The following is a 22,799-nucleotide window of genomic DNA, read 5'->3' as shown; positions in this document are numbered from 1 at the left end:
CTTTATGCAAATATAACATTATTCTACAATAGCTGCTACCAGTTCCTCTGACATTGGTTTGACTTTTGACCCAAAGTATTTAACCAACTCGCCATTTTCATTCACCAGATACTTATTAAAGTTCCAGTTAGGTTCCTGATCATTCCAGCCATTTTTGTCTTTCATTGACAACCACTGGTAAAGTGGATGCTGATCATCTCCTTTTACGGAAATTTTTTCAAACATTTGGAAAGTCACGCCATAGTTTCCAGTACAGAAGGATTTAATATCTTTATTGGAGCCCGGCTCCTGCCCACCGAAATTATTCGCCGGAAAACCTAATATAGTTACTTTGTCTCCGTATTTCTCCTGTAGCTTTTGTAAGCCTTCATACTGTGGAGTGTAACCACATTTGGAAGCTACATTCACCAATAGCACTTTCTGTCCTTTAAATTCAGCGAAATCAATGGTATTCCCATCAATATCATTCATCTTAAAAGTGTAAAACTCTGAAACTCCATCCGGACGCTTACTCTTGTTTTCTTTCACCGTTTCTACCTTTTCAGATGCCGCCGTCACGGGTTTCGATTTTACCTTTGCGTCTCCACAGGCCGTGACCATCATGGCCGCTGCCGCTAAGGCAATAAATACATTTTTCATGGTCGTATGGTTATCGTTGATTGATTTCGGTTTGATTTCGAAAAAATAAGGTTGGTATAAAAATACCGGATTGGGCAAATTAATCCAAAAAGGCTTCCAAAACAAAAGTCCTCCCGTAATTACGAAAGGACTTTTAAAAATGTTATATCAGATCTTTTTATTACATACGCTCCGGAGCTTCCACACCCAACAACAATAGTGCACGACGAATCACGTCTGCTACCTGCTGAGAGAAAGCCACGCGGAAGGCCAGCTTATTGGCATCTTCCTCGTTGAAGATCGACACCTCTGCGTAGAAACGGTTGTACTCCTTTGCCAATTCAAAACAGTAGTTGGCAATTACTGCCGGCGAATAGTTTGCTGCTGCTTCTGCTACTACCTCAGGGAAAGTGGTCAACAGACGGATACCTTCAATTTCTGATGGCGCCAATTCCGTTACCTGACTGATGACCTCCGCAGAAGTATCAATCCCAAGCTCCGCCGCCTTGCGTGCGATCGCGGAAATACGCGCATGCGTGTACTGAATGAATGGCCCTGTGTTCCCCTGAAACTGGATAGATTCCTCAGGATTAAACAACATGCGACGCTTTGGATCTACTTTTAGCAAGAAATATTTCAATGCTCCCAAGCCTAGTTTACGGTAAAGCTCTGTTGCCTGCTCCGGGGTAAAGCCGTCGATCTTACCCAATTCCTTGGTATGTGACTCCGCAGTATCAAACATCTCCTGCATCAAATCATCCGCATCCACTACAGTACCTTCACGAGATTTCATCTTACCGGAAGGTAAGTCCACCATTCCATAAGACAAATGGTACATCCCCTCAGCGTACTCACGTCCAACATTTTTCAAAATGCGGAACAATACATCAAAGTGGTAATCCTGCTCATTACCTACCACATAAATCGACTTATCAAAAGCAAAGTCCTTATGTTTCAAATCAGCAGTACCCATATCCTGCGTAATGTATACCGAAGTACCATCACCGCGCAATACTAATTTCTCATCCAGACCTTCTTTACTCAAATCCGCCCAGACAGAATTATCCTCTTTCTTGAAGAAAACACCTTTCTCCAAGCCTTCATCTACAATATCTTTACCTAATAAATAAGTATTGGATTCATAGTAGAACTGGTCGAAGTCCACGCCCATCGTCTTGTAAGTGGCATTGAAACCATCATACACCCAGCCGTTCATCTTCTCCCAAAGCGCTACGACTTCCGGTTCGCCCTGCTCCCAGTCACGCAACATTTTCTGCGCACCTTTCATCAATGGCGCCTCTTTCTTCGCTTCTTCCGCATCCATACCATCAGCAACCAAGGCTTCAATTTCCTTCTTATATTCCTGATCGTACTTCACGTAGTAGTTTCCTACCAACTTATCGCCTTTGATGCCTGCAGATTCCGGGGTCTCCCCTTCTCCAAACTTTTCATAAGCCAGCATGGACTTACAAATGTGGATACCACGGTCATTCACCAAGTTTACCTTCTGCACCTCATATCCGGCAGCCTTCAAAATTTCAGAAACTGAATAGCCCAGAAAGTTATTTCTCAGGTGGCCCAAGTGCAATGGTTTATTGGTGTTAGGAGAAGAATACTCCACCATTACCTTTTGGCCATTTGGCGCCGCAAAACCGAAGTTTTCTTCCGCTACCATCGCGCCTAAAGTTTTCACCCATGCCGTGCGATCCAATACCAAATTCAAAAAGCCTTTTACCACATTGAAGTCAGCGATTACCTCACTGTTTTCCTTCACATATTCCCCGATCAGCTGAGCGGTCTCCTGAGGGTTCTTCTTGCTGATGCGGGCAAACGGGAAAGTCACAAAAGTGTGAGTTCCTTCAAAATCTTTGCGGCATGGCTGCAATTTCACTTCCTCTACTGGTAATGCGGCCCCGAACTGAGCCTCAAAAGCCTTTGAGATGGCTTCTTTAATCGCACTATTAATATTCATGAGCTTTCTTTAAAGCGTTTTGTTTCTTACAGAATGCAAAAATACCAATCCCCCCTTAGAATCAAAAACCACGCACAGATATTGTGTTTAATTCAATCTCTTCCTTTTTCATGATAATCACAATGACATATAATGTGATTATAGGATCCCCTATCTAAGAGCGAGCTTAAAAGCCAAAATTCGCAGCGAAAATTAGATGATTCTTGAAGCGATACCCGATTATTTTGAGAGCATAGCTTCGCTAATTTTGAGAAATTACCCAAAATCGCTTCCAATAATTCAAATTTGCAGCCGGATGCCCTGCTTTTAAACACGCTCAAAATCAAATGTTGAAATACATCCGAGAGCCTTCCCCAAGGAGTATTTAAAAACCAATTTTGTCCTTCCGCTTGCTCTTCACCGGAATCAAATGCTCATCCACCAATTCCCGGAAAGCACAATTCCCACCTCCGCGCGTCAGGACTATATCGGCCGTTTCCCGGATCACCTTCACCGCATCTGAGGGACAAGCCGAAAGTCCAACGGACTCCATAATAGCCTCATCATTAATATCATCTCCGATATAACAGACCTCCGATTTGGAAATGCCCAGCTCCTGCAACCATTTCTCCAAAACCTGCATTTTAGGCTCCGAACCCACATACACATATTTTAAACCCAAACGTTCCGCCCGGTTCAACACCATATGAGGGGCCTTCCCATGACTAATGATCCCCACCTCAATACCGGCCTTACGCAAAATATTCATCCCCATACCATCCTTGGCATTGAATTTTTTGAACTCATCCCCAGTTTCGGTATAATACATTCCGCCATCGGTCAGGGTGCCATCTACATCGGTCACCACCATTTTAATATTGTATTCCATCGTAGTTTCAATTTATAAAGCAATAAAATTAAGGATTCAGAATGCAAAAAAAAACCGCCTCCTGAGAAGCGGTTTTGATCATTAAAAATGACCGGAATTATGGATATGATACATTCTTTACAAAATTATTTTCCGGCGTATCCCCATCGATAATTAATTGGACTGGAAAACCATTTTCACCTATGGTATAACTCAGGGGTTGCGTAAAGCCATCGGACTCCTCCCCGTTTGTTACATTATATTGAATAGACACCGGGTTATTTACACTACTAAAATGTAACAAGTCAAATGCTCCGGACTGTAAAAGCCCTGTAAATAATAAATCCGTCAATTTATATTTAATTAAAGCAGGAAAACCATTGAAACTTTTGAAAGGAGAAGGCTGTGCATCATAAGCAAACTGATAGGTGGTTTTGAAATAAACCTCATCTCCCCCATCATTATATTTATATTCCTCTTCCATAGCGACAATCTGACCGGCAGCATCATAGGAGAAGCCCATAGTTCCTAAATTGAACTCGCCCTGATTAATCGATGCTTCTGTCATCCGGCCATCTTCATTAAAGGGAACAAAAGTCTGCACAACAGTCCATTCTCCGGTACGGGCATTTTCTAAGCCAAATACGGGAGGTCGCATTTTGACATCAAAATCTACCCCCTTAGACTGGCTCTCTCTTGTAGGGACCGGATCCAGGTCCAGATAATAATCTATTTGCGCCACCTGCCCATCGTTCCAGCTTATCCGGTATTCCCAAAAACTTTGACTACCATCCTCATTTTGAAAAATATAGGAGGTTAACTTCCCTTCTGAATCGTAAGTGAAATTCGCTCTAAGTCCCATCGGCACAATATAGAGATTGCTGACACTTTGATCATCATTATACTCAAATCGGTAAAACGTAAAAGGTACACCATTATCATCCACTGAAATCTCAGAGGGTGTAGCAACAATTGAGGGGTCTACCCCATCATCATCTGATGAACAGGCGAAAAAACCGACAGTCAACAAGAATAAGGCTAATGTTCTAGAAAATAGTTTCATTGGTAAGGTTTTAGTTTGAATCAGCTAAACATTTTAGATTGCTGCCGATATTTTTTTTACCCCGATTCCTAACGATAGGTTATTAAATAGTTTAAACTATCCGGAGTTCCAAAGCGATTTGTGATGTACCTTATTTGCCCTGGATAGCCCAAATTATTATAGGCATATACATATTCATTTTCCTCTCGAAAAGTATTGAGTAAATTAAAATCCTCAATGGAGACTTTGCGGGCATTGTTTAAACCACTGAAGGCACTCAGGCGGGTTTCCACCAATATATCAAGGATTACCACCATAGGCAGCGCTTCCAAAAAATGAAAAACAGAAGCCTGCTGATCATATTCAAAATCAACAAAAAGCCGGGGACTTCCTCCCGCCTCGGTATATTGATAATACTCCAGTCGATTCAGATTTTCCTTTTCATCATGTAAGAAAGTGATTTCATCCGTCAGTATCTTTTCTTGACCGAATTCATAAAACTGAACACGCTCCACCTGTCCATTTCCACTTAACTGCTCCTCTATTTCAAAAACAGGATCCAATAATTTTTTTCGCCCGTAAAAAAAGTAAATAGGAGTCTCAGACGACGTTTGCTCCATCACATAACGGATCGTTTGTCGATCACGCCCCACAACTTTCAGCGATTTAATATCCACGCCCTGAGCACGTAAGGTATAGGACAAAAATTCACCATTTTCATCAAAAGCGAAAAAAAACTGAGATTGCCCTAAATAATCAAGTTCAATATAGCGATTAGCAGAAGAGTACCGGAAAGACAGGATCGTGTCTCGTTCTTCCTCAAACTGCTGAATAAAATATTTTGGAAATTGCTCGGTGGGCGCGTTCACTGCAACTGGAACGGGGTCAACCTCTTCAGCGATAGAAGTACAACCAATCAACCCTACAAAAATAAAAACTGTAAATAACTGTTTCATGTAAACCTCCCTTCATCGCTGTAAAAAATTGATTTGCTATACCTTTAGTACTCAAGTTTCCTGAAAAAAGATTTATAACCTTCTTATCTTACATCATTTACAACCCACATCACTCAATCTTCTTTAATTCCTCCAATTACAGTTTCCATCACATTCAAATGAATGCTATTTCTACTGGGGACTCCCAGCGCCCTTCATTCCTTTTATTTTCCCCAAAGCCCGGACCTCTATTCTCTTTAATGCGGACAAAATCCCGGACATCAGCTGAATTCCTGATTGAATTTTTATAGTTTTGCAGCATTTCAAACCCTTTTGAAACATAACCCATGGGGAAACACGAAATTCTTGCACTGGCGCAGGAAGTTTTTGATATAGAAGCACAAGCGGTAAAAAATTTGTCTCAGCAAATCGATGAAGATTTTGTAGGAGCCATAGAAGCCGTATTAAAAAGTACCGGAAAATTAATTGTCTGCGGAATGGGCAAGTCCGGCCATATTGGAAATAAAATTGCCGCCACTTTGGCCTCCACCGGAACACCCAGCTTTTTCCTACATCCGGGAGAAGCTTTTCATGGTGACCTGGGTATGGTAACTCCGGAAGATTCCGTTTTACTGATCAGTAATTCCGGCAAAACCGATGAGGTCCTGAACCTGATTCCCTTTTTCAAGGACAATGGCAATTTACTGATTGGAATGACGGGCAAGCCGGATTCCATTTTGGCCAAGAACGTAGATTTTCACCTGAATGTAGCCGTAGAGAAGGAAGCCTGCGCATTGAAACTGGCTCCCACCAGTTCCACGACAGCTACTCTGGCCATGGGCGATGCTTTGGCAGTGGCCTTAATGAAAAAGCGTTCTTTTCAGGAAAAGGATTTTGCACGTTTCCACCCTGGTGGAAGTTTAGGACGCATGCTGCTCACCAATGTAGAGACGGTGATGCGCAAGGAGCAATTACCCATCGTAGCACCGGACACTTCCTCTTTGCTGGTTGTGCAAAAAGTATCGGAAGGTCGTTTAGGGCTTGCCATCGTTCAGGAAGAACAAAAAATTGTAGGCATTATTACCGATGGAGATATCCGCCGCGCAATGGAAAGTCAGCAAGCCGCTTTCTTTGAGAAAACAGCCCGGGAACTGATGAGTGCGCATCCTAAATGCATTCATAAAGATGCCAAATTAGGAGAAGCAGACCAGCTGATGAACCAGCATAAAATTAATTCTCTTTTAGTGGCTGAAGAAGATCAGCTACTGGGAGTGATTCAGATTTACGACCTAAACCAATAACCCATTGAAAACCATCGTTGTCATTCCCGCCCGATTAAAGTCAACCCGACTGCCTGAAAAAGTTTTACTGGAGATTAAGGGAAAACCGGTCGTGCAATGGGTTTATGAAAAGGCAATCGCTGCTGAAGGCATTGATGCTGTTTACATTGCTACCGACGCAGATGAAGTGCGTAACCGATGCCAGACCTTCACTCAGAACATTCTCATGACCTCGGAGGCCTGCCAATCCGGAACAGACCGTATTGCAGAAGCAGCGGCTCAATTAGAGGCCGAAGTGATCATTAATGTGCAGGGAGACGAACCACAAATCCATCCTGAAGTCATCAGCCTGTTGGCCACCCAGTTCAAACTGGATGCCGCCTTGCCCATGGCTTCGGTCAAAACACCAATCAAGCGTTGCGAAGAGGTGAACAATCCCAACAATGTAAAGGTGATTACGGACCATAGTGGTCATGCCATTTACTTTTCCCGCTCTCCGATTCCATTTTACCGGGACCGGGTCGAAGAAATGCAAACCAATGGCTATGTTCCCGAAGATCTGAAATATTTCAAGCACCTGGGCATTTATGGATACCGCAAGGATTTCCTTTTGCAATATGCGCAAATGCCCCCTTCCTACCTGGAACAGGTGGAAAAGCTAGAGCAGTTACGCGCGCTGGAGAATGGGTTCAAGATCAAAATGATTGAGACCGAACACTCTCCTATTGGCGTGGATACGCTGGAGGATTTTGAAAAGGTAAAGGCGATTATTGAAGCGGAAACAGAATAAATTTCAGCGATTATCCACATTTCCTTTCAATTTCATTAATTTGTATTGTTATAATAAAGCGCAATAGTATTTCATTCAATGGAACTTTATAATAAACTTAAATCCGGTCCGTTCATCATTTCCGGACCTTGTGTGATTGAAAACGAAGACATGATCATGCGATTGGCAGAAAACATTTCTGCCATGTGTGAGCGTCAGGAACTGACCTATATCTTTAAGGCTTCTTTTGATAAAGCCAACCGTACTTCCATCACCTCATACAGAGGTCCGGGATTGGAAGAAGGCTTACGCATTTTGGAAAAGGTGAAAAATAATTTCAGCCTTCCCATCACTACTGATATTCACGAGACTAACCAAGCTGCTCCGGTAGCGGAGGTTTGTGATATCCTGCAAATCCCGGCCTTCCTTTGCCGTCAGACTGATCTTTTAGTGGCTTGTGCGAAGACCGATAAGATTGTAAACATCAAAAAAGCACAGTTTCTTTCTGGTAAAGACATGCTTTATCCGGCACAAAAAGTCATTGATTCTGGCAACAATAAAGTCATGTTGACTGAGCGTGGTACTTTGATGGGCTATGGTGATTTGGTGGTGGATATTCGCAACCTGGTAGATATGAAAGCCCTGGGCTTCCCGGTGGTGATGGACGTGACCCACTCTACGCAAAAGCCCGGCGGACTTGGAGGTGCTTCCGGAGGAAACAGAGAGTATGCCCCCTATATCGCTGCTGCAGCTAAGGCCGTAGGTGTGGATGGTTTCTTCTTTGAAGTGCATGAGAAGCCGGAAGAAGCACTCTCGGATGGCCCGAATATGGTGCCATTGCATGAGTTTGAAGACATTCTGAAGAAATTGAAATAAGGGGAAATCACCCTTAACTGAAAAGGAGGCCAAACAGCCTCCTTTTTTGTTTTCCTAAGCCGAATTATGCACCGCTAAATTAACAAAACCAAATCAAGACACTTACTCTTAAATTCTTACGTGTGTTTTCTTTGGTTTTTGATAGCCTAAATTGGGGCAATCTTGCTTCCTCCTCATTCATCTGCTTCCATGGAAAAAACTCGAAATAGGAAAACCCTTCATTTTTCCTCCCTTGCAGCTAAACGAGCATTCAATCATGAATAATCCGGGCTAACTCTCCTTACTGATTTGATTCCGGCTGCCTATAAGGCGGAAATAGGTAATCCCATTGATATTTTTCTTTTGAGTTCACCGAAATCGGAGATTTTAATGGAATAATACTATCCAAGGGTTCAGCGGCAGGCCCTTCCTCCGCAGAGAAAGATCTTTCTTGATACAACAAACTGTCCTGCTCTGACGAAGCTGATAAAATATGGCCATTAGGATATCTTTTTAAATCAAGACCAATCAGCAACAAACTCAAAACGAATACTCCAAATAAATATTTCATGATATTCAATTTTTAGGTGAAACCATTGCTCTTCACGGATAAGATCCCGAGGATTAACCCGAATTATTCAACACTAGTTTTACAGCCTACCGAAAGAACCTATTTATCAATTGATTATAATTGGATCCGCTAAATTTCTGGTAGCCCCAATTTGGGTAGTTAGGCTTGCTTTCTCCTCATTTATCTGCTTCCTTGGAAAAAACTCGAAATAGGAAACTATTCCTTCATTTTTTCCGCCTAGAAGCCAAACGAGGATTTTAGCATGAATAATCCGGCTTAAAGCATGAATAGCCCGGCTTAACAGCCAGGAAAAAATCGCTCCCCGGAAGCAAAAAAGGAAATTACGCTATCCCAATTATTTTAATGGACCTGGCTTTGGCATCCTCTCTCTTGGGCAAATATATCATTAGAATACCTCGTTCATAGCTAGCTGTCGTTTGCTCCTTATCTACCTCTCTGGGCAGATTTAGGCTTCGCTCGAAGGGATGGATTCCGAATTCCCGATGAATAAATTGGGATTTTTTCTCTCGTTCTTTATGTTCCTTTTTTTCAGAACTAATGACTAAAAGATCCCCTTTCAGAGAGATTCTTAAATCTTCTTTTGACAATCCCGGCGTTGCCAGGTACACTTTAAAGCTGTCCTCATCCTCTTCCACATTCATTGGTGGAAATTTCGAGGAATGGCCTTCATCATTGGTTTTCTGCTCTTCAGAAAACAGGTGATTTAATAAATCAGCATGTAAAGAGGAAATTTTTCCGTTGGTCATCATAACTACCTCCATTTTTTAAGTAAAATAAAATTTGAAAGTGAATCACAATTTAAAAGGGAGCCGATAAGGCTGCAAAATTGACCGTTACCCCCAGACGCTCCCTCAGAATCCAGGCTTAAAAAAATACCTAGAAAATCTCCTTCAACAGACTTTGGAAAGACACAAATAAAGATTTCAGAACAAAGAATATCAACAAAGTGACGATCATTAAGCTGAAGGTGCTTTCGCCATAGTCAAAATAAGGAGCTAACAAAAAGGAAAGGAGCAATAATAATAGGTTATACAGCCACTGCTTCATCATTAAGCCAAAGGTTAAGGTTAATCACTCAGCCACTCCTGAAGAGCCTGACGCTCCTGAGGGCTCAACCAAGCTTGCATTTTCATTTTCTCTTTTTCAAACAGTAAAGGATCGAAAGTTAATTTTGAAAGCACCTCTTTGGCATAATCTAAATAGGATGTTTCCATAACTGAGATTCTTTTAAGGTTCAACAAAAAAATTCAACTATGCAGTCTATATCACCCCAATCAAACTTTATACAATGCCCACAAAATGTGACATATTTTCTTATTATCTCAGCAATCTATGACATTCAGCACGCTGATTCTTAAAAATTCACAATAGTGAGGCTGAAAAATTGACATAAAAAAAAGCAACCCAACCGGACTGCTTTCTTGCCTGACTTCAACGGATAAGGCCTTATTCAAAAACAAAACCCTTCAACTCTCCCTCCTCTACATAATCCAGCTTCTTGCCAATCAGGAACATCATCTCCTTCTTCTGCACCACCACCTGCAGCCCTTCAATGACAAATTCCTTATCGTCTTCTTTAATTTTATCAAAGCCCAGGTAGGTATTCACGCCAGAACAACCACCACCTTTGGCTCCTACTCGAAGTACATAACCTTCGGGTACCTTTTTTGACTCGAAAGCTTCCTTAATAAAGGCCACCGCCTTCTCGGTAATTTTTATCGGTTCCATATATTTGTAATTCCAATTTTTAAGCCAAATTTGCGTAAATATAATGCTTTTGAGCTATTCTCTAATAAATGGCTCCATCGCATTGATTTAAGCCAACATTGATAAAACAAATAAATGGAATTTTTAGCGGAAAGCGCCAAACTAATCTTACCGGCGGCCCTGGTGATGTACGCCATGTTTTTAACCATCCGGTCCTTTTTACAGAAAGATTTCGAAAAGAAACTCATCGAGCTCAAGGTCAAAAATTCAGAAGTCATCCTTCCCAACCGCCTGCAGGCTTATGAGCGCATATGCTTATTTCTGGAACGCGTTTCCCCGCATAATTTATTGCCAAGAGTGAATCATCCGGGCCTGACTGCGGCAGAATTGAAGTCCGTATTGGCGCATGAAATCCGGGAAGAGCTGAATCACAACTTGAGCCAGCAGGTCTATATGAGTGATAATGCCTGGAACCTGGTCAAAGGCACTTCGGAAAACCTTATCCTCCTCATCAATGAGGAAGCAGGCAAGCTTCCCGCTGATGCCAAAGGATTGGATTTAGCGAAAGTAATCTTTGAGCGCATGAGCAGGGAGGAAGATTTCATTACCGGTGCACTATCCGAAATCAAAAAAGAAATCCGGACTTTGTTTTAAGCCGGAATCAAAAAATAAGGAAGCATTCCATCCCATTCTCTTTTGAATGTCAGGCATTAAGCTCCTGAGAGCAAAACAACTGTTAGCTGTGACCTCAAAACAGGAGCTATGGAAGACAAACAAGCGAGGGGATTTAATCGTAAACAAAAAAGAATGAGGCGAAGGAGAGGTAATTCCTTCGCCTTTTTTTATTTTTCTTTTTCGATATGAGCAAAAGACAAAGAATTTTGAACCGAGCGATTAACAGCGGCTTTTTCCGTTATGCCCTGCAAAGAGGCGCATCCCTGCTGGCTGATTACAAAAGCATTGACCAACTCTACGGGGATGTCCATTATCATTTAACGAATCGGAATGGACAATTACGTAAGGCAACCGAGGAGATCAAACTATTCGCAGAAATGGTAGTAGCCTATGCCAAAGGAAAATATACCGGCATCCCCTGGAGTTCCATCACCATGATTACTGCCGGACTGGTTTATTTCATTAGCCCGATAGACGCCATACCAGACTTTATCCCCGTAGCGGGATTGGTCGATGATATTTCCGTCATTTTGTGGATTTACAATTCCCTCAAACATGAGATTGACAAATTTAAAGACTGGAAGCTGCATGAAGAACAAACCATACTGGATCGGGAAGAACCGGATAAAAACCCTATAGAATAAGCCGCAAGTCTTCCACCTGACCTTATAAACAGAGCGGGAAGTCCTTTTTTTGCGTTAGCTTTTCTGAAATATAATTTTTATAGAATATGTCAATCGCCATTCCTTTTGAAAAAATAGAGCAGGGTTATTCCTATGCCGAATACCGTGCACTTACTGATCAACTGTTGTCCGAAGGTAAAACCACCGGAGACAATCAGTCCGAAGCCATGATCGAATACACGCAGCTTAATGTACAACGCATGAAGCGAGCAGAAAAAGTCTTTATGCTCAATGAGGAGACCGAAAAACACCTTCAGGCTATTGATCGCCCCATTTATTGGGTGGTACTCTCTGAAGCCTGGTGTGGCGATGCCGCCCTCAATCTTCCGGCTATCGCCAAAATGGCCGAAGTGAATGATCACATTAAACTGAGCATTCTTTTAAGAGATGAAAACCCTGAGGTGATGGATCAATACCTCACCAATGGTGGCAGGTCCATTCCCAAACTTATAGCAGTAGATGCCGAAAGTGGAGCAGAGCTCTTCACCTGGGGACCAAGACCGGCCCCGGCACAGCAAATTGTATTGGACTGGAAAGCCTCCGGCAGTACCAATCCGGATGAAAAAAATGTGGCTATTCAAAAATGGTACGCCAAGGATAAAGGGCTGACCATTCAGGAAGAGTTTATCGCTTTGTTAAATCAATAAGCATGGCAAAAATTGCAGTATTAGTCGGGGCAACCGGCCTGATCGGAGGGCATCTTCTGAATTTACTGGTGGAATCACCTCATTATGATCAGGTGTACGTTTTGGGAAGGCGGGCTCCGGCTTCCAGCCATCCGAAAATTCATTTCATCAGAAGCGACTTCTCGCCTTTGCACTTGACTCATGAGATACCGAACCATGTGCGGGATGTTTTCTGTTGCCTCGGCACTACCATTAAAAAAGCCGGTAGTCAGGCCGCCTTCCGGCAGGTGGATTACCAGTTTCCAATTGACATTGCCAAGGCCGCCAAGGCAAAAGGAGCCCATCACTTTTTAATAGTAACCGCCATGGGGGCAAAGGCCAATTCTTCTATCTTCTATAACAAAGTAAAGGGAGAAGTGGAACAAGCCATCGGGAAGCTCGACTTTCCTCGTTATTCCATCTTCCGCCCCTCCTTATTAATGGGGGAAAGAGAAGAGCAACGTACAGCCGAGGATATTGGAAAAGCGTTGGCCCCTCTTATGAAATTCCTCCTTCGGGGACCATTAAAAAAATACCAACCCATAGCCGGGCTACAAGTCGCTCAGGCCATGTACCAAAAAGCTCAGGAAGCAGGAGAAGGGAAAAACATTATTTTGAATGACCAAATGGTGTAATCATCCGATCTTTTTGGTAGCATAATGAGGACCAGAAAAATTCGCTCATAACAAAAGCCCGCCGATTATCAGCGGGCTTTTGATTTATTTTCCGAGTAGCCAATCCTCAGCAGCCTCCCGCTGAAGAAAATACTCAATTTCCACTTTTTCGAATAATTCCGGTGCCAGATCCACCGCTTGCTTCACTGATGCGTTACCAAAAAAATTCGTCGGCTCCAAAATCGCAAAGCGGCTAATGCCTCGCTCCAACGCTTCCGGAAACCATTCTTCCCTAATAAAAATTTGATTCCCTGGACGAAGGACTTTTAAATCCTGTAGATCGATCAGCAAACGGCTAACCCCTTTCTGCTGAGCGAACCTCAGAATTGTCTCTCCCCACTGCCTGAACTTTTGTTCCTCCACAAATCCCGAACATCCGGCCTCTACATAACCAAGGTCATGATGAAGCACTTTATAAGGTTCTGCTTCCACCTGATCTTGTATTTAAAGTATTCATTTAAAACAATGTTTATTACAACGAATGACGTAAGAAATGGTTTAATTTTACAGGTATTTTGATATACAGGCCTGCTATAAGTCTATCCGGAAAAAACGCTTAGTAAAAATAAAGCATCCCGCTCCGGCTTTTTCCTTCGTCGGAAAAATGTAATTTCACGGCTATAAAATAATCATCATGCGGGTATTAATTCAAAGAGCAAAAGATGCGCACATCACAGTGGATGGCGAGGATAAAGGTGGCTTCGCACAAGGGCTGGTCGTTTTAATAGGGATAGAGAATGAAGACGGCCAAGAGGATATTCAATGGCTGGTCAATAAAATCATCAACCTGAGAATATTCGGAGACGAAGAGGGAAAAATGAACCGCAGCGTTTTGGATATAGGCGGCGACATCATGCTGGTGAGCCAGTTCACCCTGCACGCTTCTACCAAAAAAGGCAACCGTCCTTCCTTCATCAATGCGGCAAAGCCGGATCAGGCCATTCCCCTATATGAAACTTTCATCAAGCAAACGGAAGGAGCCCTGGGCAAGCCGGTGTTCACCGGAGAATTTGGTGCCGACATGCAGGTAAGCCTGACCAATGATGGCCCGGTGACCATTTGGATCGACAGTAAAAACCGAGAATAAACATGGAAAAACAAGAAGACATCAGCATCCGCCAAGCCCAGGAAATGGTGGATCACTGGATCAAAACCGTGGGCGTTCGCTATTTCAGTGAGCTCACTAATATGGCCATACTGACCGAAGAAGTGGGTGAACTGGCCCGCATCATGGCCCGCACCTATGGCGACCAGTCGTTTAAAAAATCGGACCTGGCCAAAAACCTGGGCGATGAAATGGCCGATGTGCTGTGGGTGCTCATCTGCCTGGCCAACCAGACCGGTATCGACCTTACCGATGCCCTTCGTAAAAACCTGGAAAAGAAAAATATCCGGGATGCCGACCGGCATAAAAACAACCCCAAATTAAAGGCCTAAATTTTACCGCTATTGGAATATCAAAACAGGTAACCACTAGCGGTATTTTTTTGGGGGGCTGCTGCCGCTTAGACGTCAGCATCAGGCTGGCGCGGCTCACCCCATCGGCCTTTTGGGCCGCTGTGGTTTAAACAAACCCGCTTCATCCTTGCCCCGGGCGGGCTCATCGCCCGCAAAGCTACCCGCCCCTCACCGGCAGAGGGATAGAAGCATTGTTGGAGCTCCTTTTCCCGACCTAAAAGCGTGGCGGCTCTGGAAAAGAGCAAAGCTGATAGCCCGGTGCGAAGTGCATACGAAGCTCTGCCCCAAAAGCACGCCCATCACTTCATTTTCATAAAGAATGTCAGCGCGCCACCTTTCTTTTCACTCCTTGAAGAAGGAAACAATTTCAGGTGAAAATTTGGCCTCAGGCCTGACTTTGGCACTAAATCATCTTCTAATTCTCCTTTAGAGAATAGCATTTGGAGGGAATCTTAATTTTCTATTCTCCACGGATTCTTTTAACTTTAGGAGCCTTCTCTGAAGGCTTGGCTTTTCTGAGAAGCAGAAAGCATAAATATTATCAATCAAATAAAATACACTGCTATCATGGCAAAAGGAGTATTTAACGTTCCGACCCCTAAAAACGAGCCTGTGTTGAATTACGCACCAGGATCTAAAGAGCGCGAGGCATTAAAAGCAGCTTTGGAGGCGGCACGTTCCACTACGGTGGATGTACCGATGTTTATCGGTGGTGAAGAAGTACGAACCGGCAACACCAAGCCGATGAATCCTCCTCACGATCATCAACATATTCTTGGACATTACCATGAGGGTGATGCAGCACACGTAGAGCAAGCGATTGATGCAGCCTTGGCAGCAAAAGCGGACTGGGAAGATTTGAGCTGGGAACACCGCGCGGCTATTTTCCTGAAAGCAGCAGATTTGATTGCCGGACCATACAGAGCTAAATTAAATGCAGCGACAATGCTGGGACAGTCGAAAAGTGCTTACCAGGCGGAGATTGATTCTGCTTGTGAGATCATCGACTTCCTGCGCTTCAACGTTGCCTATATGCAAGAGATCTACGAACAGCAGCCCAACTCTGCAGACGGTATCTGGAACCGTTTGGAGCAGCGTCCGTTGGAAGGCTTCGTATTTGCTTTAACGCCATTCAACTTCACCGCAATTGCGGGTAATTTGCCTACTTCCGCTGCAATGATGGGTAACACCGTAGTTTGGAAGGCTTCTAACACGCAGATTTACTCTGCCAATGTGTTGATGGAAGTATTCAAAGAGGCGGGTGTTCCTGACGGGGTAATTAACCTGGTACACGTTTCCGGTCCTGTTGCTGGTGAGGTGATCTTCAACCACCCTGAATTTGCCGGTATCCACTTCACCGGATCTACTGGTGTATTCCAGCACATCTGGAAAACTATTGGAGAGAACATCCACAAATATAAATCATACCCACGCATTGTTGGCGAGACAGGTGGTAAGGATTTCATTGTAGCGCATGAATCGGCTAATATCGATGCCTTGGTAATCGGTATGGTACGTGGTGCATTCGAATTCCAGGGACAGAAATGTTCTGCTGCATCTCGTGCTTATATCCCACACACGATTTGGGAGGAAGTAAAAGAGAAGTTGGTCGCGAAGATTGCGGAATTGAAGATGGGCCCTGTAGAGGATTTCACCAACTTCGTGAACGCCGTAATCGATGAAAAATCTTTCGACAATATCGCAGGCTATATCGACGGTGCGAAAGCCAACGATATGGTGGAAGTAATTGCTGGTGGTAACTATGACAAGTCTAAAGGTTATTTCGTGGAGCCTACCGTATTGTTGTCACACGATCCTCAGTCTACCACTATGGTTGAGGAAATCTTTGGCCCGGTATTGACCATTTACGTTTACGATGCGAATGACTTCGGTTTGGCATTGGAAATTGTAGACCAAACTTCCCCTTACGCCTTGACGGGTGCGATCTTCTCTCAGGATCGTTATGCGGCTTCTTTAGCTACAAAAGCTTTGCGTAATGCGGCAGGTAACTTCTATATCAATGACAAGCCTACCGGTGCAGTAGTAGGACAGCAACCATTTGGTGGTGGTCGTGCTTCCGGTACAAACGATAAGGCAGGATCAATGATCAACTTGTTGCGTTGGGTTTCTCCACGCACCATCAAGGAGACCTTCGTTCCTCCGGTAGATCACCGTTACCCATTCATGGACGCGGAATAATCCAAGACCGGAAATAAAAAATTAATCCCGCATGCGCTCCCAGGCTGGAGGGCAGCGGGATTTTTTTATGTTTGCATAATCGCCTTGCGACGGAAGGGGTTTTTTACTTAATTTGTTGCCCAATCACTTTTTGAACCAACATGGCTAAAGAAATTGAACGCAAATTTTTAGTGTCCTCGGATGCTTATAAGTCGCTGGCTTCCGGTACTTATTTCCACCAGGGATACTTGAATGCGGATAAAGACCGGACGGTAAGAGTACGGATTGCAGGAGATGATGCCTTCCTGACCATTAAAGGCATTACAGAAGGCGCTACCCGTTCGGAGTTTGAATATGACATCCCGATGGATGAGGCCGAGGAAATGCTCAATGAGCTCTGCATTCGTCCCACCATTGAAAAGCACCGCTATGTAATTCCATGGGCGGGATTCATTTGGGAAATTGATGAATTTCATGGCGAAAACCAGGGCCTGGTCATAGCGGAGATTGAATTGCCTTCGGAAGATACCGAATTTGAAAAACCGGACTGGATAGCGGAAGAAGTTACCGAAGATCCGAAATTTTACAATGCTTCATTGGTAAACTATCCCTTTAAGGATTGGCCGGAAGCAGAACAAAAAAAAGTTATTCAGGAGTAGAAAAATAATAAGAAGAAGAAGAGGAAGCTAAGCAGGCTTCCTTTTTTTTTGAGTCCTCCTATAAAATAATTCCGCTATTCATCTGACCTTTTCATGACTTTCTCCAATGTTGCGGGAAGGTTGGCCTTAAAATCAGTTAAAAAAAGAAAAATCCTTTTATGCAACTGATCAGCGTATTGACACTTTGCTTCCTTCCTTTACTTTCCATTGCCCAAATTAAAGTTGCTGCCAAAGATGCCACCGCTGCAGAAATCAATGCTGCAAATTTCAAGTGCAATGGAAATGCTGATCAAAAAGAAATTAATGACGCCCTCCGGCAGGGTAAAATCGTAGAGCTTTCCTCCGGAACTTTTAACTGTAATGGGGAAATCAAAGGAGGAAATAACATTCTTCGCGGAAAAGGGAAGAATGCCACCAAGATCATCACCACGGCTAAGAATGGAATTCATTTTGAAGGTCGTTTACTTGCCCGATTTAATGCCACAGGAGAGTTAAATGCCGGCTCAAATGCCATCAATGTCCGGGGTAATCCCAATATCGGTTCAGGAGATATTATTCTGATCGCCTCAGATGATCTGTATTGCGGGCTGAGAGGCTATTATATGAACGGTGAAGGCGCTGTGGTGAAATCAGCCATCGGGGGAACCATTAATCTACAACAACCATTGAAACTGGATTACAAGAAGAATGCTCGCATCGTGACCTACCAGTTCCATGATAATGTAGGGATGGAGAACTTTACACTCGAAACCAGAAATGGAGAAGTTGCGCTGATGATCAAATATGCAACCAATGCCTTTTACAAAAACATCGACCTGATTGATCCTACGGAGAAGTGTTGGCAGGGCTTCAGCGTTAATAATGTTTATGGCTTTGAATATAGTAACCTGTACGCCTCAGGCATACTACACGGACGTTCCACCACGACACCTCATGGCTATGGCTTTTACATCTCCGGCGCCGAAGATGGCATCATCAAAAATTGTAAGGGGTATAATAACAAGCATTCCTTTGAAATTTCCGGCTATCTGGAAGTACCGGTCAGCCGTAACATCCGCCTGGAGAATTGCGAAACTGACAATGACTGGCGGGCAGGCTTTAGTACCCACGGTGCCGCCAGCGATATAGACTGGATCAATTGCACGGCCAAAAATGCCAATGGTGGGTTCCTGATCAGGAGTGACAATAACCGTATCATTAACCCGGTAGTGGAATGCCGGGATTATAATTCCGCTTTTTTTATTGGAGAGTACACCCAGCAAAATGGCACCTGGGACAAATTTGATGGCATTGGGGGAGACAACCTCTATATTGAAAACCCCACCGTAGACGGCGCCGGGGTCACCAATTGTTACTTTGAATTCCGTGACCCAATCCGGAATATGGAAGTGGTCGGTGGCTCTTTTACTGGTGCAAGGAATGGACTACTCATTTTCTACGGTATGGAATGTAGCAATTTCACCCTCAAAAACTGTTATTTCAATATTAAAGGGTTAAAGCATCTATTCGAGATGCAACCGGGTAAAGGCGAAACCACTTACAACACCACCCTGCAGGTCTCTTTTGAAAATGTACAGCTCTGCGGAGGCGGTGCCCCTCAGGACCTGTTGACTTCCCCCGTAGCGACAGACCTGCAATTCAGCGGAGTAGATTGGAATTGTGATTAACTCCTATTTCACAGCCATTTGTTTGGTACCAAGCCGATACCTTAAAAGAACAGCGTATTGGTCAGTGGTTTTGCTGATTTATTTACAGCCTGAATTTGGGTAAAGCTACTCTCTCCGCATTCAGCTGTTTCGCTGGAAAAACTCAAAATAAGAAACTATTCCTTCCAATTTCCCGCCTTGCAGCTAATGGGTGTTTTAAAGCAGCAACAAATCAGCATAGGGAAGCTGTGGCCTTTTTGTCGCTAACAAACAAAATCCTGCCCTAAAAAAATTATTACCCTAAGAGACGCTCTACCTTCACCAACCGAAAGCAGCAAAATTTTACCTTGAATAATCCTTTTTTAATTCAAGACAAAATTATCTCAACGAATGAACACCAAAACATAAACCCCTGGTTTTAAACAAAAAAGGAAAGTACGCCCACCAAAGAAAGATAAGCTCCCTTCCCTGTATAATGAAATCTCCCCCATCATCATATTTTTCAACCCGAATTATATCTTTTATCCATACGAACCAAAGTCCGCTTTGCTTTTACAATAGGGGCACAACTTTCAAGAAGCTTGTCCGTTTTCATTGTGGTTTGTTGCTCCTAAATTCCTGATCAACACCATTTACCCTTTCACATCGGCCTATTTCATTTTTTCTATCCCCAATGAGGGAGGAATTCCTTTTTATTCTGTTTTAAAAAGAAAACCATCATGCAAATGAAATTCACCGGCTTATTGTTCTTATTATTACTCCCCTCCATTCTCTTTGCACAAATCAAAGTAGCGGCAAATGATGCTACCCAGGCAGAAAAAAATGAGGCGGATTTTCAGTGTAACGGAAATGCGGATCAAAATGAAATCAACCAGGCATTTAAGCAAGGTAAGACGGTGCAACTTTCCTCTGGTACTTTCCGCTGCAATGGCACCATCGCCGGAGGGAACAATATCCTTCAGGGGAAAGGAAAAGATGCTACCACTATTATTTCCACCACGGGCACAGCGATCACCCTGAAAGGTAGCCGAAAAACAGGCCGTGGAGACCAGGGGCGTTTTAATGTTAGTGGAAACATTGCGGCAGGTGCGACCACCTTTACCGTCAATGGAAATCCGGAATTAGCCGTAGGAGAAAAATTCCTGATCTTCTCGCAGGATTTATACTGTGGCCTGAGGGGTTATTACAAAAATGGCGAAGGAGCGGTGGTGAAGTCCATCAGTGGGGGGACGATTACCGTCGAATCTCCAATCAAATTAGACTATAAATCAACACCGAGAATTGCCACCTATAATTTCGTGGACAATGTAGGTATGCAAGACTTTACCTTACGGGTTTCCAACAATTCCATCGCCATGTCCATGGAATTTGCCACTAATGTGTTTTATAAAAACATCAACCTCATAGACCCCACGGAAGGCTGTTGGCAGGGCTTCCGAATTATGAATGTTTACGGCTTTGAATATACTGACCTTTATGCCGAGGGAATTTTGCATGGACGCTCTACCAGCAATCCGCACGGTTACGGCTTTTATATTTCCGGAGCTGAAGACGGTCTTATCAAAAACTGTAAGGGTTATAACAATAAGCACTCCTTCGAGATATCCGGTTATAATGAAGTACCTGTAAGTCGGAATATCAGAATTGAAAACTGCGAAACCGATACGGACTGGCGATCAGGATTTAGTACCCATGGCGCAGCCTCCGATATAGACTGGATCAACTGCACCGTAAAAAATGGCAATGGGGGTTTCCTAATCAGGAGTGATAATAATCGGATTATTAACCCTGTTGTATCGTGCACAGGAACCAATGCGCCCTTCTTTATCGGAGAATATACCCAACAGGGAGGAACATGGGATAAATTCGATGGCATTGGGGGAGATGACCTTTATATTGAAAACCCAATAGTAGATGGCGGAGGGTCTTGTAACCGTTATTTTGAGTTCAGAGATCCTATCCGAAATGTTGAGATCGTCGGGGGAACCTTTACCGGTCCCAATAATGGTTTATTAGTTTTTTATGGCATGGAATGCAGTAACTTCTCCATCAAAAATACCACCTTTAACGTTGGCGGCTTAAGTAAGCTTTTTGAAATGGCACCGGGTAGTGGAAGCCCGACCATCCATATTTCATTTGAAAATGTGAAGCTTTGTGATGGCGCCAACAATCTGAATCTATTGACTACCCCCACGGAAACAGATCTCACGGTGAAAGGGGTTTATTGGGATTGCAACTAACCATAGCCCTCTATGCTTAGGGAGTTATCCTCTTATCATTCCACCCAACACACCTCCATTAATATTACCGAATAGCGAGATTCGCTTATTAGCTTCATCAAAAAGTAAAGTTTACCCGGAATATGCATGCTTAAATCTTCGTTTAGCTGTAAGCTGGAAAAATAAAGGAATTGTTCCCAATATTCGGGTATTTTCCAACAGAGCGGATGAATGAAGAGAAAACAAGCTTATCCCAATTTGGGCCATTAAAAATTAGAGAAAAACAGCTGTAATTTTTGATAAGGAAGGGATGGTGATGGGTTAATGCATTTAGCCGTGAATCATTCGGCTTAAAAGGCTATACATTACCACTAAAAACAAAAGGGCATCGAAAAACGCAACGCCCAATAGTATTATTTTCTGATTAGCAGCAATTTCCTTTGCTGAGCGCTGCATGCTCTTGGAACGCGCTCAACCTCTATTTGTAGAAAGGTAATTTGTGGGTAAAGAAGAATTGAAGACGATGGTCTGATACCTTATTGCCAAAATGCAAATTCATATAGCCCGCCTGAAGGTGAATGGTTTTTGACAGCTGATAGCCCAACATTCCGTAAATTCGATTTTGATTGAACTCAAAAGAGGGTTGCGTATTTAAAAGAATCTCATTTCCAGCAGTCAGGAAAAATTCACCTTGCTCCACACGCTCTCCCTGCAAGGGAATGGAAGCTTGCAGGCGGTAGCGTGTTCTTTGCCCCCTGCTACTCCCCTCAAAAAAGCGAAATTCATATCGAAGTCGATGTTGCAAATTAACCCGGCCAATTTTATTCTTTATTATCGACTGTACCGTTAATCGATATTCTGAGGATTGCTCCGGTTCAAACTCATCTGTCGCCTGAGTCCAGCTTGAATGATATTCATTTCCTATACCTAACTGAAAATTAGAATTGAAATTGTAGGAAATATAAGGTCGGAAGAAAAAGTTTTGCGGTTCAGCGATCACTGAATAAGTACGAACCTGACTCTCTAAAAACAATTCCCATTTCGGACTTAAATCATAAAAACCATTATACACATACCAGGAACCCAAATCTGAACTTTGCGCTTTTGCGTTATTCCAACCTAATATAATTATGGCCCATAGGGCAAGCCATCTTTTCAAACCGAATGTTATTTTAATGCTAACTAAATGTTTCCTCAAAATTACAAACATAAAACCAAACTCAACTACCCCATTCCACTTATTTGTAGCTCAAATTGGCATAAAACAAAGCAGCATTGGATATAGAAGACTACAGAACAAACCCTTATAATATCAAGCTTTCGGT

The 22,799-nt window shown here is 43.2% G+C and carries 25 protein-coding genes; 13 read left to right on the top strand and 12 right to left on the bottom strand.

Going from position 1 to position 22,799, the window contains the following annotated elements; translation table 11 throughout:
• Positions 1–18: 18 nt before the first annotated feature.
• The 5 genes from AAA970_RS03100 to AAA970_RS03080 form a co-directional block, all read right to left on the bottom strand.
• Positions 19–639 (bottom strand): glutathione peroxidase, encoded by a 621-nt coding sequence (locus AAA970_RS03100; RefSeq protein WP_338235941.1) that lies wholly within the window; start codon positions 637–639, stop codon positions 19–21.
• A gap of 160 nt (positions 640–799) precedes the next feature.
• Positions 800–2,590, bottom strand: a complete 1,791-nt coding sequence (gene argS, locus AAA970_RS03095) for an arginine--tRNA ligase (protein ID WP_338235940.1) — start codon at positions 2,588–2,590, stop codon at positions 800–802.
• Between the two features lie 364 nt (positions 2,591–2,954).
• Positions 2,955–3,458, bottom strand: coding sequence for a KdsC family phosphatase (locus AAA970_RS03090; RefSeq protein WP_338235939.1), 504 nt, complete (start codon positions 3,456–3,458; stop codon positions 2,955–2,957).
• Between the two features lie 97 nt (positions 3,459–3,555).
• The gene (locus tag AAA970_RS03085; protein ID WP_338235938.1) at positions 3,556–4,500 is read right to left on the bottom strand and encodes a hypothetical protein; all 945 of its coding nucleotides are present in this window, start codon (positions 4,498–4,500) and stop codon (positions 3,556–3,558) included.
• Between the two features lie 68 nt (positions 4,501–4,568).
• A complete protein-coding gene (locus tag AAA970_RS03080) occupies positions 4,569–5,435 on the bottom strand; it encodes a hypothetical protein (protein WP_338235937.1) in 867 nt (288 codons plus the stop codon).
• Between the two features lie 326 nt (positions 5,436–5,761).
• Here AAA970_RS03080 and AAA970_RS03075 point away from each other — a divergent pair, with 326 nt between their 5' ends.
• The 3 genes from AAA970_RS03075 (at position 5,762) to kdsA (ending at position 8,339) form a co-directional block, all read left to right on the top strand.
• Positions 5,762–6,715 (top strand): KpsF/GutQ family sugar-phosphate isomerase, encoded by a 954-nt coding sequence (locus AAA970_RS03075; RefSeq protein WP_338235936.1) that lies wholly within the window; start codon positions 5,762–5,764, stop codon positions 6,713–6,715.
• Positions 6,716–6,719: 4 nt separating this feature from the next.
• Positions 6,720–7,484 carry a 3-deoxy-manno-octulosonate cytidylyltransferase gene (kdsB, locus tag AAA970_RS03070; protein ID WP_338235935.1) on the top strand — a complete coding sequence of 255 codons (765 nt, stop codon included), beginning with the start codon at positions 6,720–6,722 and terminating at the stop codon, positions 7,482–7,484.
• A gap of 78 nt (positions 7,485–7,562) precedes the next feature.
• Complete coding sequence (gene kdsA / locus AAA970_RS03065; protein WP_338235934.1) at positions 7,563–8,339, top strand: 3-deoxy-8-phosphooctulonate synthase; 777 nt, start codon at positions 7,563–7,565, stop codon at positions 8,337–8,339.
• Between the two features lie 280 nt (positions 8,340–8,619).
• On the opposite strand, the gene AAA970_RS03060 is transcribed toward kdsA, so the two are convergent.
• From AAA970_RS03060 to AAA970_RS03040, 5 genes are all read right to left on the bottom strand, one after another.
• A complete protein-coding gene (locus AAA970_RS03060) occupies positions 8,620–8,889 on the bottom strand; it encodes a hypothetical protein (RefSeq protein ID WP_338235933.1) in 270 nt (89 codons plus the stop codon).
• A 341-nt stretch (positions 8,890–9,230) separates the two neighbouring features.
• Positions 9,231–9,671, bottom strand: a complete 441-nt coding sequence (locus tag AAA970_RS03055) for an Hsp20/alpha crystallin family protein (protein WP_338235932.1) — start codon at positions 9,669–9,671, stop codon at positions 9,231–9,233.
• A gap of 115 nt (positions 9,672–9,786) precedes the next feature.
• Positions 9,787–9,960, bottom strand: a complete 174-nt coding sequence (locus AAA970_RS03050; protein ID WP_338235931.1) for a hypothetical protein — start codon at positions 9,958–9,960, stop codon at positions 9,787–9,789.
• 17 nt (positions 9,961–9,977) lie between these two features.
• Complete coding sequence (locus AAA970_RS03045; protein ID WP_338235930.1) at positions 9,978–10,124, bottom strand: hypothetical protein; 147 nt, start codon at positions 10,122–10,124, stop codon at positions 9,978–9,980.
• A 232-nt stretch (positions 10,125–10,356) separates the two neighbouring features.
• Positions 10,357–10,638: a HesB/IscA family protein gene (locus AAA970_RS03040; protein WP_338235929.1), complete on the bottom strand. Its 282-nt coding sequence runs from the start codon at positions 10,636–10,638 to the stop codon at positions 10,357–10,359.
• Between the two features lie 114 nt (positions 10,639–10,752).
• Between AAA970_RS03040 and AAA970_RS03035 the strand changes: the two genes are divergently transcribed.
• The 4 genes from AAA970_RS03035 (at position 10,753) to AAA970_RS03020 (ending at position 13,275) form a co-directional block, all read left to right on the top strand.
• The gene (locus tag AAA970_RS03035) at positions 10,753–11,271 is read left to right on the top strand and encodes a DUF7935 family protein (RefSeq protein WP_338235928.1); all 519 of its coding nucleotides are present in this window, start codon (positions 10,753–10,755) and stop codon (positions 11,269–11,271) included.
• Positions 11,272–11,477: 206 nt separating this feature from the next.
• Positions 11,478–11,936, top strand: a complete 459-nt coding sequence (locus AAA970_RS03030) for a DUF1232 domain-containing protein (RefSeq protein ID WP_060685477.1) — start codon at positions 11,478–11,480, stop codon at positions 11,934–11,936.
• A gap of 86 nt (positions 11,937–12,022) precedes the next feature.
• Entirely contained in the window at positions 12,023–12,622 is a 600-nt protein-coding gene (locus tag AAA970_RS03025; protein ID WP_338235927.1) for a thioredoxin family protein, read from the top strand.
• 2 nt (positions 12,623–12,624) lie between these two features.
• On the top strand, positions 12,625–13,275 hold the full coding sequence (locus AAA970_RS03020; RefSeq protein ID WP_338235926.1) for an NAD(P)H-binding protein: 651 nt from the start codon (positions 12,625–12,627) through the stop codon (positions 13,273–13,275).
• A gap of 84 nt (positions 13,276–13,359) precedes the next feature.
• Here the strand turns inward: AAA970_RS03020 and AAA970_RS03015 are convergent, their stop codons facing one another.
• The gene (locus AAA970_RS03015) at positions 13,360–13,746 is read right to left on the bottom strand and encodes a hypothetical protein (protein ID WP_338235925.1); all 387 of its coding nucleotides are present in this window, start codon (positions 13,744–13,746) and stop codon (positions 13,360–13,362) included.
• 202 nt (positions 13,747–13,948) lie between these two features.
• Here AAA970_RS03015 and dtd point away from each other — a divergent pair, with 202 nt between their 5' ends.
• The 6 genes from dtd to AAA970_RS02985 all read left to right on the top strand — a co-directional run bounded on the left by dtd (position 13,949) and on the right by AAA970_RS02985 (position 21,495).
• Entirely contained in the window at positions 13,949–14,401 is a 453-nt protein-coding gene (gene dtd / locus AAA970_RS03010) for a D-aminoacyl-tRNA deacylase (protein ID WP_338235924.1), read from the top strand.
• A gap of 20 nt (positions 14,402–14,421) precedes the next feature.
• Positions 14,422–14,751, top strand: coding sequence for a nucleotide pyrophosphohydrolase (locus AAA970_RS03005; RefSeq protein ID WP_053406844.1), 330 nt, complete (start codon positions 14,422–14,424; stop codon positions 14,749–14,751).
• A 588-nt stretch (positions 14,752–15,339) separates the two neighbouring features.
• Complete coding sequence (gene pruA, locus AAA970_RS03000) at positions 15,340–16,971, top strand: L-glutamate gamma-semialdehyde dehydrogenase (RefSeq protein ID WP_053403931.1); 1,632 nt, start codon at positions 15,340–15,342, stop codon at positions 16,969–16,971.
• 140 nt (positions 16,972–17,111) lie between these two features.
• On the top strand, positions 17,112–17,609 hold the full coding sequence (locus AAA970_RS02995; protein WP_053403930.1) for a CYTH domain-containing protein: 498 nt from the start codon (positions 17,112–17,114) through the stop codon (positions 17,607–17,609).
• A gap of 158 nt (positions 17,610–17,767) precedes the next feature.
• Positions 17,768–19,276, top strand: a complete 1,509-nt coding sequence (locus AAA970_RS02990; protein WP_338235923.1) for a hypothetical protein — start codon at positions 17,768–17,770, stop codon at positions 19,274–19,276.
• Positions 19,277–19,974: 698 nt separating this feature from the next.
• The gene (locus tag AAA970_RS02985; protein ID WP_338235922.1) at positions 19,975–21,495 is read left to right on the top strand and encodes a hypothetical protein; all 1,521 of its coding nucleotides are present in this window, start codon (positions 19,975–19,977) and stop codon (positions 21,493–21,495) included.
• 457 nt (positions 21,496–21,952) lie between these two features.
• Here AAA970_RS02985 and AAA970_RS02980 read toward each other — a convergent pair whose 3' ends face one another.
• Positions 21,953–22,633 (bottom strand): DUF2490 domain-containing protein, encoded by a 681-nt coding sequence (locus tag AAA970_RS02980; protein WP_338235921.1) that lies wholly within the window; start codon positions 22,631–22,633, stop codon positions 21,953–21,955.
• Positions 22,634–22,799: the final 166 nt, after the last annotated feature.

This window comes from Persicobacter diffluens, from assembly GCF_036244895.1.
Lineage (GTDB): Bacteria > Bacteroidota > Bacteroidia > Cytophagales > Cyclobacteriaceae > Persicobacter > Persicobacter diffluens.
The sequence above is the reverse complement of the archived record's forward strand: the minus strand, read 5'-3'. Positions and strand labels throughout refer to the sequence as shown.

Bases quoted from the DNA above. Each gene is read 5' to 3' on its own strand.
- AAA970_RS02990 (WP_338235923.1), top strand. From the start codon at position 17,768: ATGCAACTGATCAGCGTATTGACACTTTGCTTCCTTCCTTTACTTTCC.
- AAA970_RS03100 (WP_338235941.1), bottom strand. From the start codon at position 639: ATGAAAAATGTATTTATTGCCTTAGCGGCAGCGGCCATGATGGTCACG.
- AAA970_RS03055 (WP_338235932.1), bottom strand. From the start codon at position 9,671: ATGGAGGTAGTTATGATGACCAACGGAAAAATTTCCTCTTTACATGCT.
- AAA970_RS03020 (WP_338235926.1), top strand. From the start codon at position 12,625: ATGGCAAAAATTGCAGTATTAGTCGGGGCAACCGGCCTGATCGGAGGG.
- AAA970_RS03035 (WP_338235928.1), top strand. From the start codon at position 10,753: ATGGAATTTTTAGCGGAAAGCGCCAAACTAATCTTACCGGCGGCCCTG.
- AAA970_RS03075 (WP_338235936.1), top strand. From the start codon at position 5,762: ATGGGGAAACACGAAATTCTTGCACTGGCGCAGGAAGTTTTTGATATA.
- AAA970_RS03085 (WP_338235938.1), bottom strand. From the start codon at position 4,500: ATGAAACTATTTTCTAGAACATTAGCCTTATTCTTGTTGACTGTCGGT.
- AAA970_RS02995 (WP_053403930.1), top strand. From the start codon at position 17,112: ATGGCTAAAGAAATTGAACGCAAATTTTTAGTGTCCTCGGATGCTTAT.
- AAA970_RS03025 (WP_338235927.1), top strand. From the start codon at position 12,023: ATGTCAATCGCCATTCCTTTTGAAAAAATAGAGCAGGGTTATTCCTAT.
- AAA970_RS03045 (WP_338235930.1), bottom strand. From the start codon at position 10,124: ATGGAAACATCCTATTTAGATTATGCCAAAGAGGTGCTTTCAAAATTA.
- kdsA (WP_338235934.1), top strand. From the start codon at position 7,563: ATGGAACTTTATAATAAACTTAAATCCGGTCCGTTCATCATTTCCGGA.
- AAA970_RS03080 (WP_338235937.1), bottom strand. From the start codon at position 5,435: ATGAAACAGTTATTTACAGTTTTTATTTTTGTAGGGTTGATTGGTTGT.
- pruA (WP_053403931.1), top strand. From the start codon at position 15,340: ATGGCAAAAGGAGTATTTAACGTTCCGACCCCTAAAAACGAGCCTGTG.
- dtd (WP_338235924.1), top strand. From the start codon at position 13,949: ATGCGGGTATTAATTCAAAGAGCAAAAGATGCGCACATCACAGTGGAT.
- argS (WP_338235940.1), bottom strand. From the start codon at position 2,590: ATGAATATTAATAGTGCGATTAAAGAAGCCATCTCAAAGGCTTTTGAG.
- AAA970_RS03090 (WP_338235939.1), bottom strand. From the start codon at position 3,458: ATGGAATACAATATTAAAATGGTGGTGACCGATGTAGATGGCACCCTG.
- AAA970_RS03040 (WP_338235929.1), bottom strand. From the start codon at position 10,638: ATGGAACCGATAAAAATTACCGAGAAGGCGGTGGCCTTTATTAAGGAA.
- AAA970_RS03030 (WP_060685477.1), top strand. From the start codon at position 11,478: ATGAGCAAAAGACAAAGAATTTTGAACCGAGCGATTAACAGCGGCTTT.
- AAA970_RS03050 (WP_338235931.1), bottom strand. From the start codon at position 9,960: ATGATGAAGCAGTGGCTGTATAACCTATTATTATTGCTCCTTTCCTTT.
- AAA970_RS02985 (WP_338235922.1), top strand. From the start codon at position 19,975: ATGCAAATGAAATTCACCGGCTTATTGTTCTTATTATTACTCCCCTCC.
- AAA970_RS03060 (WP_338235933.1), bottom strand. From the start codon at position 8,889: ATGAAATATTTATTTGGAGTATTCGTTTTGAGTTTGTTGCTGATTGGT.